The sequence below is a fragment of the Pseudodesulfovibrio tunisiensis genome, from assembly GCF_022809775.1.
Lineage (GTDB): Bacteria > Desulfobacterota > Desulfovibrionia > Desulfovibrionales > Desulfovibrionaceae > Pseudodesulfovibrio > Pseudodesulfovibrio tunisiensis.
In genome coordinates this window covers 243,010-256,691 of record NZ_CP094380.1, presented here as the reverse complement: position 1 = coordinate 256,691, position 13,682 = coordinate 243,010, and the positions used below count along the sequence as shown (strand labels likewise).

Below are 13,682 nucleotides of genomic sequence, written 5' to 3'. Positions count from 1 at the left end.
GACCTTTGACTCCCTGATTCATATGAGGCTATAGCAACCTCAAACCAAACCAGAGAGTGTTGGCTCCGCCAAGCGCGGGTAGCTCGCAAAGCTGTCCACCTTGCAAAGACCGCGAAGTGATCCATGAAAACGGATTCGCTTCCTTCAAACGATTTTTGATCGGAGAACAACACGATGAAAGGATATACCGGAAAAATCCTGAGGGTAAACCTCACAACCGGCACATGCACTCCCGAGGCCATGGACGCCAGGACAGCCCGCAACTTCGTGGGCGGCGCAGGCTATGGAGCGGAAATCCTGTTTCGCGAGCTGGAAGCAGGCGTTGATCCGTTGGGAGCAGACAACAAGCTCGTTTTCGCAACCAGTCCACTCACGACGAATCAGGTCCCGGGCGGCGGCAGCATCATGGTCTGCTTCAAATCCCCGCAGACCGGCGCATGGGGGGAATCCCGCTGCGGCGGCAACTTCGGCCCGGACATGCGCAAGGCCGGGTTCGACATCCTGATCATCGAAGGCAAATCCGAAGCCCCGGTCTATCTCTCCATTGCCGATGGCAAGGCCCATCTGGGAGACGCCACGCATCTTCTCGGCAAGGACGTCTACGAAAAGACCGATATTCTTGAAGAGGAGTTGATCTCGGGCAACAGGAAGCCGTCCGTCATGTGCATAGGCCAGGGCGGAGAGAATCTCGTTTCCTTTGCCTCCATCATGTGCAGGGACAGGGCCGCGGGCCGAAACGGCGGCGGCACGGTCATGGGAGCAAAAAACATCCTGGCCATTGCCGTTTCCGGCAGGGAAAAGGCCGACCATGCTGACGCAAAGGAGTTCACGACCGCATCACGAAAGGCCATGAAAACCGTTCGGGAAAGCGAGATGCATGACGGTTTCAACGAATTCGGCACCATTGGAGACATGGTTGACAATGATGAGGACGGAGACTGGCCCTCCAAGAACTGGCGTTCCAACAGCTGGGGACAGGCCGCCGAACTCTTTGACGATTTTCAGAAAAGAAACCTCGTCAAATCCAAACAATGCTATTCCGGCTGTCCCCTTGGCTGCGGCCGCGTCTGCGAAGTCGGGGACGGCAAATACAAGACCCCGGTCCACGAAGGCGGCGAATATGAAAGCATCAGTGTTTTCACGTCGTTCCTGCTGAACAAGGACATGGATGTCGCGGTTCATTGCAGCTATTTGTGCAACCGTTGGGGCGTGGACACCATTTCCACCGGCGCCATGATCTCCTTTGCCATGGAATGCCATGAAAACGGCATCTTCACCGAGGAAGAGCTGGAAGGCATGGACCTGACGTGGGGCAACAGCGAAGTGATCCCCGTCCTTCTGGAAAAGATCGTCTTCCGCCAAGGCATCGGCGACGTGCTGGCCAACGGCGTGCGCAAGGCTGCCGCAATCATCGGCAAGGGGACGGAAAAATACGCGATTCACGTCAAGGGGCTTGAAGGCCCTGCTCACGATCCCCGCTCCGGCAAGATTCTGGGCATTGCCTACGGAACCGCAAACCGGGGCATGTGCCACATTCACCCTCTGGAAGCCATGGCCTATGACCGGGGCAAGATGGACTGGGGCATGACCGCCCATGGCGTCAGCGATCCCGAGAAATACGACCGCTGGGACGAAATCGGCAAGGGCACGGAATGCGCCCTTCTGCAACGAGGACTCATCCTCCCGGATATCCTGTGCACCTGCAAGTTCATGAGCTATGCCGGTCTCAATCCGGAACACTGGGCCGAAATGCTCAGTGCTACAACGGGGTGGGACATGGATGCTGCCGAACTGATACGAGTCGGCGAACGGGTCCACAACCTCCAGCGCATGTTCAACATGCGCGAAGGTCTGCGCCGCAAGGACGACATGCTCCCCGAGCGCGTCCGCTCCGTCCCGGAATTCGGAGCGTACAAGGACAACAGCGACTGTGTGATCGACAACTACGAGGAGCTGCTGGACGAATACTACACAGCCTGCGGCTGGGACCTGAAGACCGGCGTGCCGACCCCTGAAAAGATCGAAGAGCTCGGACTGACCAGCTACATGAATTGAATCGCCATCCATCCAGGCGGAACGGTTCGCCCTGTGCGTGTCCATTTCGCCCCATGAAACAACAGGCACGCGGTGCGTTCGGGATCGAATTCCGTACGCACCGCGCGCCCACATCCCCCTTTCGTTGCAAAGACTTCCGTCGCCTTTCCCTGCCCCCCATCCAGCCCCTTGGGGCGTGGTCGAGTCCAAGCTAGCCCGCAGGACAAGAGGAAAAACGGGACAACACATGGTCCACGAAGAGCCGAACCCTCTGCGGAAGCTCGCTTGACCCCATGACCAGATTCACGTCGTGCACGAATCCGCCGCTCCAGTCCGGAAGCAACCGCACCAACCGTCCGGCCTTTTCATCCGCCTCGGCCCGCTCCTTTCGAATCATGGCCACACCATGGCCGGCCAAAAGAAAATCGCGGCACATCTCCACGGAGCTGAAGCTGTATTGAGGCTCAACTTCGACCGTGACCTGTCGGCTGCCGTTATGCATGGGCCAGCGCCGTCCGAACCGCTGAAGCACGATACATGGCAGCCGGTGCAGGTCGGCGGGTTCCTCGGGCAAGGGGTAACGCTCGAGCAGTTTGGGCGAAGCGTACAGGAAGGGGTTGATGGTCATCAGCTTTCTGGCAACCAGTGCTGGTGCAATGGGGACCCCGGTCACGAAAGCCACGTCGAAAGGGTCCGTGCGCATATCAACCGGTTGCTCCATGAACGTCAGTTCCATCTGTATTTCCGGCCAGTTGGCGGCAAATTCCAGCAGCACCTTCCTGAACAGCCCGTCGTACAGGTCCAAAAACATGCAAACGCGGACAAGTCCTGACGGTTTTTGCATATTCATCACAACGGAATCATGGGCTTTTTTTGCCTCTTCAAGAACGAAACCGCACCGATCCAGCAGATACGCACCACTGTCCGTGAGCTCGACATTGCGAGTATCGCGATAGAAGAGAAGCACGCCCATCCGGTTCTCCAGCAACTTGATGCGCCGGGACAGGGTGGAAACGCCAATTCCCAATTTTTCAGCCGCCTTGGAAAAACTTTTCTGCCTTGCCACTTCCACCAGCAATGGCATGTCATTGAGAAAATCCTGCATCATTATGCTCACCAAAGGAAAAGAGTTTTCCGTATGCGATGTTTATTTTATCTGTGAGCATGATATGAAAATGCATGACGAAAAACAACATGCCCACTCGGCGTCAGGCGAAAAGCCAAAGGAGGAACACATGACGATGCAACCGATACTCGACGGAACCACCACCTTCCTGAAGCATCTCGGATTGGGGGAAGAGCCTTTCGGTGTCCACTATTCGGACAGCAAGCCGGAAAACGCCTTCGGTCCGAAAAAGGGAACTCCCATCTCGCGCGAATTGGAGGACCGGGGGGAATTGGACATGCAGGAGGTCATGAAGAGCTTCACCTGCGTCATGGGCAGTGTCTGGCTGGCGAGAAAAAAACATGGCGCGGCCTTCATATCGACAGAGGAATACGGCTGTATCGGAGGCGTATACTACTGCTCCATGATGAAGCCCCACCTCAGGTTCATCGAACATTACGTTTCCACAGGCTTTGAGGGCACACCGGTGCACGGCGAGCGCTACATGCCGAATCCCGATGCCATGCGCGAATTCATGCTCAGGGTGAACCCTCGCGAAGCCCCGGGCAAATATTGCATCTTCAAACCCCTGTCCCAATTCACCGATGACGAAAAGCCGGAATTCGTGATCTTCTTTGCCCGCCCCGAGGTGCTGAGCGGTCTGTTCACCCATACGGTCTTCACCACGGGCGACATGGAATGCGTGGTCTCCCCGTTCGGCGCGGGCTGCACCAACATGCTCGGCTGGCCGCTCTACTACAAGGAAAGGGACATGGAAAAAGCCGTTATCGGCGGCTTCGATCCTTCGGCAAGAAAATTCATGAAGGCGGACGAACTGACCTTCACGGTTCCCCTGAGCCTCTATGAAAAAATGCTGGCCACCCTGCCGGAATCCATGTTCACCCACGAAACCGCCTGGAAAAACGTGCGCAAGAAAGTCACCCGCAGCGCCAAGGCGTGGGGAGAGGAAGAGTAACTCCTCCTTCCCAGCAAAAGACAAAGCACTGCCCGGGATCGGACAAATGCACAACCTCTCCGATCCCGGGCTCATTGACTCGACAGGACGCACCGATCTCGACTCGTCACCGATGCGACTGGCGGTTCGCAATCACCTCGGCAAAGACGTCTCTGGCAGCATCGGCTTGCCGTTTTCCGACACGAGTATCAAGAACCCGGATGAACTCATGCATCTGCTCTTCAGACAATCCCGAATTCATGGCGGCCCCCATGTGAAAAACGAGTTGTCCTTCGGTGCCGCCCATGTTTGCGAGGGCGGGAATGGTCGCCAGTTCCCGTTCCTGACAGGTCAGCACGTCGCGGACAAAGATATCCGCAAACAGATGCTCCTTGAGAAAGGCATCCACAATCGGCCTCCTGCCGCTTTACGTGCTACGCGCTAGCCAAGCGCGTCATATTCCTCGTCGGACACGGGTTCCAGCCATTCGTTGGACTTGCCCTCGGCCGGAACTTCCACGGCCACGTGAGCAAACCAGGAATCCCGGGCCGCACCATGCCAGTGCCTGACTCCCGGCTGAATGTTGACGACATCGCCGGGATGCAATTCCCGGGCGGGCTTTCCGGTTTCCTGATATCAGCCGCGTCCGCCCGTCACCAGAAGCACCTGTCCCCCCTTGTGATGGATATGCCAGAAATTCCTGCACCCCGGCTCGAAAGTGACGTTGCCGATGACAACGCCTTCCGTGGAAAGCATTTCAAGATAGCTGGTGCCGGTAAAAAAGGCTGCATATGCCTCGTTCAGGGACCCTTTCGAAAAAATGCCATCTCCGTTGAATATTTCGCTCATGTCTGCTCCTTGCCTGACACGGTTTCCCTGTGCAGCGTCCTTGTTCCGGTTCGGCTGACAAACTCTCGTTTCCACAACCCCATGCGATCACTTCAACGCCTTGGAGAAAAAGGCGTTCAACCTGTCAAAGGGAATCATGTCCACCCGGTCATACAGATCGATATGTCTTGCTCCGGAGACGACAACGAGTTCTCCGGGTTCTCCGACCATGTCGAATATGTCCTCGGTAACATACCGGGAATGCGCATTCTCCCCCATGATGAACAGGATGGACCGAGACGCAATGGTGCCTACGAAGTTCATCAGCGGGAAAATTCATGAAGGCCATGTTGCTCGTCGCCGTAAATGGACCATGCGATCGAGGGTGATGCCCGCGCTCCATGCCACAATACTCCCAGAATTCGCTACTGATGGGGTCCAGCCCTTCCGGAATCGACGCGGTGGGTCTGCTCGGGAATCCTTCAGGCAACAGTACATGCTTGCGGTGGCAACGGCCTTGATGCGGCGATCAACCTGCGCGGCCTCGAAGGCAAATCCGCCGCTGCCGCAAATGCCGATGGCCCCGATCCTGTTCCTGTCCACGAAAGGACGTGTTCCCAGAAAATCCACACCAGCGCTGAAGTCTTCGGTAAAAATCTCGGAAGACGAGATATGCCGGGGTTCGCCTCAGCTCTCGCCATTGAAGGATTCATCAAAGGCCATGGCCCATCGAAAGCCAGCATTCATGCACATGCTTCAAAATTCAATCTTGGGTCCTTTTTTGTATACAAAATACAAACTGCTTATTTTAATTGATAATTGTGAATAAAATCTTTCACTGTGGATGTTGACACTGAATTTTTTTTCGCATACGCTATTGTATACAAAGTTTGGGACCGGTCTTAATACTTGTTTGATGGCGCTCCAAAGGAAATGAAAAAAGGATTGTTTTAACCAAACGTGTCCATTCGTTTCGGCAAGTCCAAAGGGCGTGCGGAATTCGGGAGAATCTGTCGCGAAGCAACTGCGACCGCCACTCCTTCAACGGAATATCGGACAATCGCTTCAGGTGCGAACTGAGGAAATTCGCCGAGGCTGGCACACGTTTACATGGAGACGGTAATGAGTTCGGACGTATTCAAACCAAAATTGTGGACCCCGGGAGACTGGAACGCATTTTTCGGGTTGTTCACCAACATCCTGCTTAACGTGCTCGTGCTCACGGGGCTGTCCCTGGGCGTGGTCAACCTGCCTGCAGACACCGTATTCGGCAGAATTCTTCCCGCCTTGGGCGTGGCCCTGCCTCTGGGCAACCTCTTCTACGCCTATCTCGCCTACAAAAAGGCCATCAGGGAAAAGCGTACCGATGTAGCGGCTCTCCCCTACGGCCCCAGCGTGCCCCACATGTTCATTGTGGTATTTCTGGTCATGTTGCCGACCTACCTGAAAACCAATGACGTGATTCTGGCCTGGCAGCTCGGTCTGGTCTGGGCGCTCATCATCGGCATCATCGTGCTGATCGGCGCGTTCGTTGGCCCGGCCATCCGCAAGTACACCCCGAGGGCCGCCATGCTGGGCACCCTTGCAGGCGTGTCGCTGACCTTCATATCCATGCGTCCGGCCTTCCAGATGTGGGAAACGCCATGGATAGCCCTTGTCTGCTTCGGCATCATCCTGCTGGCATGGGTGGGCAACGTGCGCATGCCCTTCGGCATTCCCGGTGGTCTGGCCGCCGTTGTCGTGGGCACGATCGCAGCCTGGACCGGCGTATTTCTGGGACAGACCGACCTGATGGAACCCACGGCCGTGGGCCGCGCCCTCGACCAGTTCAGCCTGTACCTGCCCTCCTTTTCCGGCGACGTGTTTGCCATCTCTCTGGAGCAGGTATGGCCTCTGCTGGTCACGGCCATTCCGCTGGGCATCTACAACTTCACCGAAGGCATCAACAACGTGGAATCCGCTGCCGCCGCAGGCGACGACTACGATCTGCGCTCCGTGCTTCTGGCCGACGGTCTGGGCGCTGTTTTCGGCGCGTTCATGGGTTCCCCGTTTCCCCCGGCCGTGTACATCGGTCATCCGGGGTGGAAGGCTGTCGGCGGTCGCATCGGCTATTCGCTGGCAACGGGATCCTGCATCGCGCTGGTCTGCTTCTTCGGATTGGTCGCACTGCTCCTGTCCGTGATTCCTCTGGTGGCGATCCTGCCCATCCTGCTCTTCATCGGTCTGGTTATCGGCGCACAGGCTTTTCAGGCCACGCCCAAGGCGCATGCCCCGGCAATCGTGCTGGCCATCATTCCGAGCATTGCGGAATGGGCCAAGACCCAGATTGACGGTTCCCTTGCCACAGTCGGCACCGATGCTGTCTCCGTGGGCTTCGCCAAACTGGCTGGCGCAAACGTGCTTTATCAGGGTGTGGAAAGCCTCGGCGGCGGCTCGGTTCTGGCCGGACTCATGCTCGGCGCGATTGCGGTCTTCATCATCGAACACCGTTTCAACTGGGCTGCCGTGTACTCGGCTGCCGCGGCCCTGCTTTCCTTCTTCGGCTTCATCCACGGCTCCCAGCTCGCCATCAACCCCAGCCCCGGCGTTACCGCCGGCTATGCGGTGGTGGCCCTGATGCTGGCCTACATGAGCTGGAAGCAGGAAGGCCCCAACGACTGGACTCCCGTAGACAAAGATTAAATGCAAAGCCCTGCCGTACAAGGGGGCGGTCAGGACCGCCCCCGCTCTCAACAACCGGCACAGGCAAAGACAATAAACGAGAAGAAAATGAAAGAACTGTTTGTCAATGGTACGTTGATGCGAGGACTTGAACTGCACTCCAACCTGGACGGCGCGGAATTCCTCGGCGAATTCAGGACCGCTCCCTGTTACCGCCTGTACTCCGTCAATGATGTGCATCCCGGCATGTACGAAGTCGGCCCGGACGAGGACAATGGTGTGGCCGTGGCTGGCGAAATGTACCGCATGAGCGATGAAACCTGGGCCAATGTCGAGTCCGGTGAACCCGAGCATCTGTACTGTGGACCGGTGAAACTGGAAGACGGTCGCATTGTGGACGGCATCCTGTTTCCCCGCGAAAAGGCCGAAGGTATCCACAAGGACATTTCCGATCTTGGCGACTGGCGCGTTTACGAAGCTTCCAAGGCAAAATAACAGACCATATCGAGGTTATCATGACCAAGAAATTGCAGGCTGAACCATATGAACTGGAATTCGATCCCAAGCGCACTGCGCTCCTGATCATCGACATGCAACGCGATTTTCTGGAGCCCGGCGGCTTCGGCGAGACTCTGGGCAACGATGTTTCCCTGCTTCGCACGGCCATCGAACCCACCAGAAAGGTGCTGGAAGCGGCGCGTGAAGCCGGAATGTTCGTGGTGCATACCCGCGAGGGCCATGCTCCGCATCTGGCCGACCTCCCTCCGTCCAAGAAACGCCGGGGCAATCCCACCCTTTGCATAGGCGACGAAGGTCCCATGGGCCGCATTCTTGTTCGCGGAGAAAAAGGGCATGACATCATCCCCGAACTCTATCCCACCAAGGACGAACCCATCATCGACAAGCCCGGCAAGAACGCGTTCTGGTCCACGGATCTGGATCTGCTCCTGCGCAACCGGGACATCGAGACCCTGATCGTGTGCGGCGTGACCACGGAAGTGTGCGTGCACACCACCGTACGCGAGGCCAATGATCGCGGCTACGAATGCGCCGTGGTTTCGGATGCAACCGGCTCCTACTTCCCGGAATTCCAGCGCGTGGGCCTGGAAATGATCAAGGCCCAGGGCGGCCTCTTCGGCTGGGTCACCACGAGTGATCAGGTCGCAGACGCCCTGAAATAACCCCTGAAGGGAGGAGAACGCCCCCCCCTCCTCCCTTCTCTCAAGGCGTACCGGATACATGGAGAAAGCATCATGATCGTCAGCGCAGGCAGTCAATTCCCAGGAACATGGCAAGGCAAGGTGCACAGCGTATTCACGAATTCCGTGAATCTGCTGATTGATGCCCCGCATGTTCCGTCCATGCTGACTCTGCTTTGCAACGATCGCAACATGAGCGAACGCTGTTTGGCATTGACTGCGGATGTAGCGAACCGGCTTTTTCCGCGACTTGTCCCGGGCATGCCTGTTGCCTGCTGCGGCCATGCGCTTGAACTTGCCTTGCCTGATTTTCCTTTGCTGGATTTTTCCCATCTTGCAGCGACTCCGTGGAAAAGCCCGATGCCTCCGGCATTGGACGACACGGAAAGAGCCGCCTTGAACAAACAGTTGCCGGGGGCTGTCGACTTCCTTTTGAAAATGGAAGCTGAAATGCCGCGCTCTTCCTTGCGGTCCGCTGCGATTTCCTGCTTCGAGGCATTTGTGGCGGACATGCGGGAAACGCTTGCTCCGAATCCGCGGCTTCTGGCTCGCTTGGTGGGAGCAGGCCCGGGCCTTACGCCCTCGGGCGACGATTTGCTTGTAGGTCTATGCTGTGCGTTGCACGGAATGCGACACCCACTGTTCGTCGACCTGCAAGCCCAACTGCCCGCACTGCTGTCGAATACCACATTCGTAAGCCGGGCCATGCTGGAAGATGCCATGCAAGGGACTTTTCATCGTCCGCTGGCCGAACTGCGACAGGCTTTGATGACCGGGAAATCCCAGATGGAAATCCGCAAGGCGTTGCAACGCGCTGCCGAATTCGGAGCCAGCTCCGGATGCGACGGAACCCGAGGACTTTTACTGGGGCTGCAATCTTTTCAAAACAGTGTTTCACTTTCCGGCCAACAGCCGGACATACAACCGGTCGCTCCGTTTCAGGTCGACCGTTAAAGGAGTTCTCGTGAAAACAGAAACTCAAATCCATCAAAACATATACCAGGATTCCGTGGCGCTGATGCGCATTTCCGCCGGCATCACGGCTCTTCCCGGCATCGAGGAGGCCTCGGCCCTCATGGGCACCCCGGCCAACATGGATCTGCTTGTCCAGAGCGGACTGCTCGAATCCGCTCCGGCAGCCAAGCCCAGCGATCTCGTACTGGTCATCAAGGGCGAGGAAGATGCTCTTCCGGATGCGTTTGCAGCAGCAGCCGAAGCATTGGCTCCCAAGGACGTGCAGAGCGGCTCTTCCGAACTGCCGACTCCCATTTCCCTTCTGGGCACTCTGGCCGAAAATCCCGAGGCGAGCCTTGCGTTGATTTCCACTCCCGGCGAATTCGCCGGAGCCGAGGCCATGAAGGCCCTCGGCGCGGGATTGAACGTCATGCTGTTCTCGGACAACGTGCCGGTCGAACAGGAAATCGCACTGAAGCAGTACGCCACGGAACGCGGTCTGCTGGTCATGGGACCGGACTGCGGCACCGCAATCATCGGCGGCGCACCTCTGGCCTTTGCCAATGTGGTTCGCCCCGGTTCCATCGGCGTTGTGGGCGCATCCGGCACCGGCATCCAGCAGGTTACCTGCCTCATCGACCAGCTTGGTTCCGGCGTGAGTCAGGCCATTGGCACGGGCGGTCACGATCTGTCCCATGAAGTGGGCGGTCTGACCATGCTTTCCGGAATCAAGGCATTGGCCGAAGACCCGCAGACCAAGGTCATCGTGCTGATTTCCAAGCCTCCGGCAAAGGAAGTGGCCCAAAAGGTTCTGGCAGCGGCGCGCTGCTGCCGGAAAACCCGTGGTCGTCAATTTTCTGGGCGCGGACAGGTCGGAACTGGAAGGCGAAGGCCTGCATCCGGTCGGCACGCTGGAGGAAGCCGCGCATTGCGCCGTGGCTCTGGACAAGGGGGAAACCCCGACCTTTGTCAGCGCAGAAGTGGAAGACGAAACGCTCTGCAAACGCGCATCCGAGCTCGCAAAGCAGCTTCAGCCCGGCCAGAAGCATCTGCGCGGCCTGTATACGGGGGGCACCTTCTGCTACGAGACCCAGCTTCTGCTTCAGGACCATCTGCCCGAGCTGTTTTCCAACGGTCCTACCGGCAAGGTCCGGGAACTGGACAACCCGTTTGCAAGTCAGGGACACACCGTGGTCGATCTCGGCGACGACGTGTTCACCCGCGGCAGACCGCATCCCATGATCGACCCCACGCCGCGCAACGAGCGCATCATGCAGGACGCCACCGATCCGGAAACCGCAGTGGTCCTGCTGGACGTGGTGCTCGGCCACGGCTCCAATGAAGACCCGGCCGGGGAACTGGCAAAGGCCATTGCCGACACCCGCAAGGCCGCAACGACCACACCGGTCTTCATAGCCTCTGTCTGCGGCACTGAAGCCGACCCCCAGAATCTCGCCGAACAGCGTGCCAAACTCGAGGAACAAGGCGTTGCCCTGTGTTCCAGCAATGCGGAAGCAGCAATCCTGGCCCTGCTCGTCACCAAACGGAGCTAAACCATGAAGAATATCATATCCGATCCCATGCATGTCATTAATGTCGGTCTCGCCCGATTCACGGATTCCCTGTCCTCGCAGGGCGTGCCCGTGGCAGCCTGCCCCTGGCAGCCTCCGGCGGGTGGCGACCCGGTTCTGGCCTGGAAACTGGCCCGCCTCCTGAACAACCCCGAAGTGGACAAGGCCAATGAAATCGCGTTTTCACGCTACATGGAATCCAATCCCGTACTGGAAGGCGTAGGTACCGCAGGCAAGGACATTCCCGGCATGGACGGCAAGCGCATCCTGCATTCCGGCCCGCCCATCGCCTGGGAAAACATGTGCGGCCCCCAGCAGGGAGCCGTCATGGGCGCCATCCTTTTCGAAGGTTGGGCAGACACTCCGGAAGCCGCCCGCAGGATGGTGGAGGCCGGAGAAGTCGAGCTCGCGCCCTGTCATCACCATCAGGCTGTCGGCCCCATGGCAGGTGTAATCAGCCCTTCCATGCCCGTATGGATGGTGCGCGACGCGGTCCACGGCAATCGCACCTTCAGCAACTTCAATGAAGGCCTGGGCAAGGTGCTGCGTTTCGGTGCGTTCGGCAAGGACGTGCTGGACCGGCTGCACTGGATGGCCGACGTGCTCGCCCCGGTGCTGCAGAAGGCCGTGGAAAAAATGGAGCCGCTGGAAATCAAGTCCCTGATGGCGCAGGCCCTGCACATGGGCGACGAGGTGCACAACCGCAATGCGGCAGCCACGTCCATGTTCTTCCGCAAACTGGCTCCTGCCGCCCTGCAGACCGGCATGGACCCGGCACAGGTCGCTGCCGCGCTGAACTTCATTGCCGGAAACGACCACTTCTTCCTGAACCTGTCCATGGCTTCCTGCAAGACCATGATGAACGCTGCCGCAGGCGTGAAGAACTCCAGCATGGTCACGGTCATGGCGCGCAACGGCGTGCAGTTCGGCGTGCGCATCTCCGCGTTCCCGGACCAGTGGTTCGTGGCGGACGCTCCCATGGTGGATGGTCTGTTCTTCCCGGGCTACTCCAAAAACGACGCAGCAGCGGATTTGGGCGACAGCGCCATCACCGAGACTGCTGGCGTCGGCGGATTCGCCATGGCGGCAGCTCCGGCCATCACCCAGTTCGTGGGCGGCACCGTGGCGGACGCGGTCAAGAATTCCCGTAACATGCAGCGCATCACCGTGGGACGCAACGCCGCCTTCACCCTGCCTCTGCTCGACTTCGGCGGCTCTGCCGCAGGCATTGACTGCCGCAAGGTCGCGGACACCGGCATTCAGCCCATCATCAACACCGGCATTGCCCACAAGGAAGCCGGTATCGGGCAGATCGGCGCCGGACTGACCGCCGCGCCCCTCGAATGCTTCACTCAGGCCATCGATGCGCTGGACGCCAGCCTGCACGAATAACCCGACGAGTATATCCATGAACAAGGAAAAACTGGCCGTCGTGGCCATTGGCGGCAACGCCCTCATTCCCGATCCGAAGAACCTGTCGCTGGAAGACCAGTACGCCATGGTCAAGGACATCGCCGCTCATGTGGCAGACATGATCACTCTGGGCTGGAACGTGGTCCTGACCCACGGCAACGGTCCGCAGGTGGGATTCATCATGCGACGCTCCGAACTCAGCCGGGAGCACGTTTCCGGGGTCCCCATGGACTACGCAGGCGCGGACATTCAGGGTGCGGTGGGCTTCATGTTCTGCAAGGCCCTGCGCAATGAATTCCGACGCAAGGGCATCAGACGCGAGCCCATCGCACTGGTTACGCAAACCCTTGTGGATCGCAATGATCCGGCCTTTGCCAACCCGACCAAGCCCATCGGCTCGTGGTACTCCAAGGAGGAAGCCGAGGAACTGGCCAAGGCCAACAACTGGAGCATCGTGGAGGATTCCGGACGCGGCTGGCGTCGGGTCGTGCCCTCTCCTGCACCGGTGGCCATTGTGGAGCAGAACTCCATCAATCAACTGGTCAGGGACGGCTATCTGGTCATTGCTCTGGGAGGCGGAGGCATCCCGGTCATCCAGAAGGAAAACGGCGATATTGAAGGCGTGGAAGCCGTGATCGACAAGGACTTCTCTTCCTCGATTCTGGCTCGGGAGCTTCAGGCCGACATGCTCCTGCTGCCCACGGGGGTGGACCGGGTGGCCTTGAACTTCAACACCCCGGAAGAGCGGTGGATCGACACCATGACCCTGCGTGAAGCCAGAACCCTCTGCGCTGCCGGGGAGTTCCCCAAGGGCAGTATGGAACCCAAGGTCACGGCGCTTGCCGACTTCGTGGAATATCAGGGTGGTACAGGCATCATCACCAGCCTGCCGCTCATGAGCAAGGCCTTGACAGGTAACGCGGGAACACGGATAATTCCTGAATAACTTCGGGAAAAGGATA

General features: G+C 58.4%; 17 protein-coding genes and 1 pseudogene. 11 read left to right on the top strand and 7 right to left on the bottom strand.

Translation table 11 applies throughout. The annotated features are described in order from the left end of the window. The first annotated feature begins 174 nt into the window (after positions 1-174). Entirely contained in the window at positions 175-2,055 is a 1,881-nt protein-coding gene (locus tag MPN23_RS01325) for an aldehyde ferredoxin oxidoreductase family protein (protein WP_243545670.1), read from the top strand. 190 nt (positions 2,056-2,245) lie between these two features. Here the strand turns inward: MPN23_RS01325 and MPN23_RS01320 are convergent, their stop codons facing one another. Further along, positions 2,246-3,142, bottom strand: a complete 897-nt coding sequence (locus tag MPN23_RS01320) for a LysR family transcriptional regulator (RefSeq protein ID WP_243545669.1) — start codon at positions 3,140-3,142, stop codon at positions 2,246-2,248. Between the two features lie 127 nt (positions 3,143-3,269). Here MPN23_RS01320 and MPN23_RS01315 point away from each other — a divergent pair, with 127 nt between their 5' ends. Then, positions 3,270-4,115, top strand: coding sequence for a DUF169 domain-containing protein (locus MPN23_RS01315; RefSeq protein WP_243545668.1), 846 nt, complete (start codon positions 3,270-3,272; stop codon positions 4,113-4,115). 106 nt (positions 4,116-4,221) lie between these two features. Here the strand turns inward: MPN23_RS01315 and MPN23_RS01310 are convergent, their stop codons facing one another. From MPN23_RS01310 to MPN23_RS01290, 5 genes are all read right to left on the bottom strand, one after another. Further along, positions 4,222-4,503, bottom strand: coding sequence for a carboxymuconolactone decarboxylase family protein (locus MPN23_RS01310; RefSeq protein ID WP_243545667.1), 282 nt, complete (start codon positions 4,501-4,503; stop codon positions 4,222-4,224). Between the two features lie 32 nt (positions 4,504-4,535). Continuing rightward, positions 4,536-4,700, bottom strand: a complete 165-nt coding sequence (locus MPN23_RS17260; RefSeq protein WP_243545666.1) for a cupin domain-containing protein — start codon at positions 4,698-4,700, stop codon at positions 4,536-4,538. A gap of 30 nt (positions 4,701-4,730) precedes the next feature. Continuing rightward, positions 4,731-4,943 (bottom strand): cupin domain-containing protein, encoded by a 213-nt coding sequence (locus MPN23_RS17255; RefSeq protein ID WP_243545665.1) that lies wholly within the window; start codon positions 4,941-4,943, stop codon positions 4,731-4,733. 87 nt (positions 4,944-5,030) lie between these two features. Next, positions 5,031-5,246, bottom strand: coding sequence for an alpha/beta hydrolase family protein (locus MPN23_RS01295; RefSeq protein WP_243545664.1), 216 nt, complete (start codon positions 5,244-5,246; stop codon positions 5,031-5,033). Between the two features lie 12 nt (positions 5,247-5,258). Beyond that, complete coding sequence (locus tag MPN23_RS01290) at positions 5,259-5,525, bottom strand: alpha/beta hydrolase family protein (RefSeq protein WP_243545663.1); 267 nt, start codon at positions 5,523-5,525, stop codon at positions 5,259-5,261. Between MPN23_RS01290 and MPN23_RS01285 the strand changes: the two genes are divergently transcribed. From MPN23_RS01285 to MPN23_RS01265, 5 genes are all read left to right on the top strand, one after another. Beyond that, entirely contained in the window at positions 5,419-5,751 is a 333-nt protein-coding gene (locus MPN23_RS01285) for a hypothetical protein (protein ID WP_243547427.1), read from the top strand. The two genes, MPN23_RS01290 and MPN23_RS01285, sit on opposite strands and share 107 nt — an antisense overlap. A 293-nt stretch (positions 5,752-6,044) precedes the next feature. After that, the gene (locus MPN23_RS01280) at positions 6,045-7,604 is read left to right on the top strand and encodes a hypothetical protein (RefSeq protein WP_243545662.1); all 1,560 of its coding nucleotides are present in this window, start codon (positions 6,045-6,047) and stop codon (positions 7,602-7,604) included. A gap of 87 nt (positions 7,605-7,691) precedes the next feature. Beyond that, complete coding sequence (locus tag MPN23_RS01275) at positions 7,692-8,078, top strand: allophanate hydrolase-related protein (RefSeq protein ID WP_243545661.1); 387 nt, start codon at positions 7,692-7,694, stop codon at positions 8,076-8,078. A gap of 20 nt (positions 8,079-8,098) precedes the next feature. After that, a complete protein-coding gene (locus MPN23_RS01270; RefSeq protein WP_243545660.1) occupies positions 8,099-8,764 on the top strand; it encodes a cysteine hydrolase family protein in 666 nt (221 codons plus the stop codon). 72 nt (positions 8,765-8,836) lie between these two features. Further along, on the top strand, positions 8,837-9,736 hold the full coding sequence (locus MPN23_RS01265; protein ID WP_243545659.1) for an oxamate carbamoyltransferase subunit AllH family protein: 900 nt from the start codon (positions 8,837-8,839) through the stop codon (positions 9,734-9,736). A gap of 33 nt (positions 9,737-9,769) precedes the next feature. Here the strand turns inward: MPN23_RS01265 and MPN23_RS01260 are convergent, their stop codons facing one another. Further along, a complete protein-coding gene (locus tag MPN23_RS01260) occupies positions 9,770-10,273 on the bottom strand; it encodes a hypothetical protein (RefSeq protein WP_243545658.1) in 504 nt (167 codons plus the stop codon). Here MPN23_RS01260 and MPN23_RS17140 point away from each other — a divergent pair. The 4 genes and pseudogenes from MPN23_RS17140 to MPN23_RS01245 form a co-directional block, all read left to right on the top strand. Continuing rightward, positions 10,167-10,547 (top strand): annotated as a pseudogene (locus MPN23_RS17140) (acyl-CoA synthetase FdrA); the annotation flags it as partial. The gene MPN23_RS01260 and the pseudogene MPN23_RS17140 sit on opposite strands and share 107 nt — an antisense overlap. 31 nt (positions 10,548-10,578) lie before the next feature. Next, entirely contained in the window at positions 10,579-11,289 is a 711-nt protein-coding gene (locus MPN23_RS01255; protein WP_243545657.1) for a hypothetical protein, read from the top strand. Positions 11,290-11,292: 3 nt separating this feature from the next. After that, positions 11,293-12,699, top strand: a complete 1,407-nt coding sequence (locus tag MPN23_RS01250) for a YlbE family protein (protein ID WP_243545656.1) — start codon at positions 11,293-11,295, stop codon at positions 12,697-12,699. A 16-nt stretch (positions 12,700-12,715) separates the two neighbouring features. After that, positions 12,716-13,666: a carbamate kinase gene (locus MPN23_RS01245; protein WP_243545655.1), complete on the top strand. Its 951-nt coding sequence runs from the start codon at positions 12,716-12,718 to the stop codon at positions 13,664-13,666. Positions 13,667-13,682 lie beyond the last annotated feature (16 nt).

Bases quoted from the DNA above. Each gene is read 5' to 3' on its own strand.
- MPN23_RS01325 (WP_243545670.1), top strand. From the start codon at position 175: ATGAAAGGATATACCGGAAAAATCCTGAGGGTAAACCTCACAACCGGC.
- MPN23_RS01320 (WP_243545669.1), bottom strand. From the start codon at position 3,142: ATGATGCAGGATTTTCTCAATGACATGCCATTGCTGGTGGAAGTGGCA.
- MPN23_RS01315 (WP_243545668.1), top strand. From the start codon at position 3,270: ATGACGATGCAACCGATACTCGACGGAACCACCACCTTCCTGAAGCAT.
- MPN23_RS17255 (WP_243545665.1), bottom strand. From the start codon at position 4,943: ATGAGCGAAATATTCAACGGAGATGGCATTTTTTCGAAAGGGTCCCTG.
- MPN23_RS01295 (WP_243545664.1), bottom strand. From the start codon at position 5,246: ATGAACTTCGTAGGCACCATTGCGTCTCGGTCCATCCTGTTCATCATG.
- MPN23_RS01285 (WP_243547427.1), top strand. From the start codon at position 5,419: ATGCTTGCGGTGGCAACGGCCTTGATGCGGCGATCAACCTGCGCGGCC.
- MPN23_RS01280 (WP_243545662.1), top strand. From the start codon at position 6,045: ATGAGTTCGGACGTATTCAAACCAAAATTGTGGACCCCGGGAGACTGG.
- MPN23_RS01275 (WP_243545661.1), top strand. From the start codon at position 7,692: ATGAAAGAACTGTTTGTCAATGGTACGTTGATGCGAGGACTTGAACTG.
- MPN23_RS01270 (WP_243545660.1), top strand. From the start codon at position 8,099: ATGACCAAGAAATTGCAGGCTGAACCATATGAACTGGAATTCGATCCC.
- MPN23_RS01265 (WP_243545659.1), top strand. From the start codon at position 8,837: ATGATCGTCAGCGCAGGCAGTCAATTCCCAGGAACATGGCAAGGCAAG.
- MPN23_RS01260 (WP_243545658.1), bottom strand. From the start codon at position 10,273: ATGATTGCGGTGCCGCAGTCCGGTCCCATGACCAGCAGACCGCGTTCC.
- MPN23_RS01250 (WP_243545656.1), top strand. From the start codon at position 11,293: ATGAAGAATATCATATCCGATCCCATGCATGTCATTAATGTCGGTCTC.
- MPN23_RS01245 (WP_243545655.1), top strand. From the start codon at position 12,716: ATGAACAAGGAAAAACTGGCCGTCGTGGCCATTGGCGGCAACGCCCTC.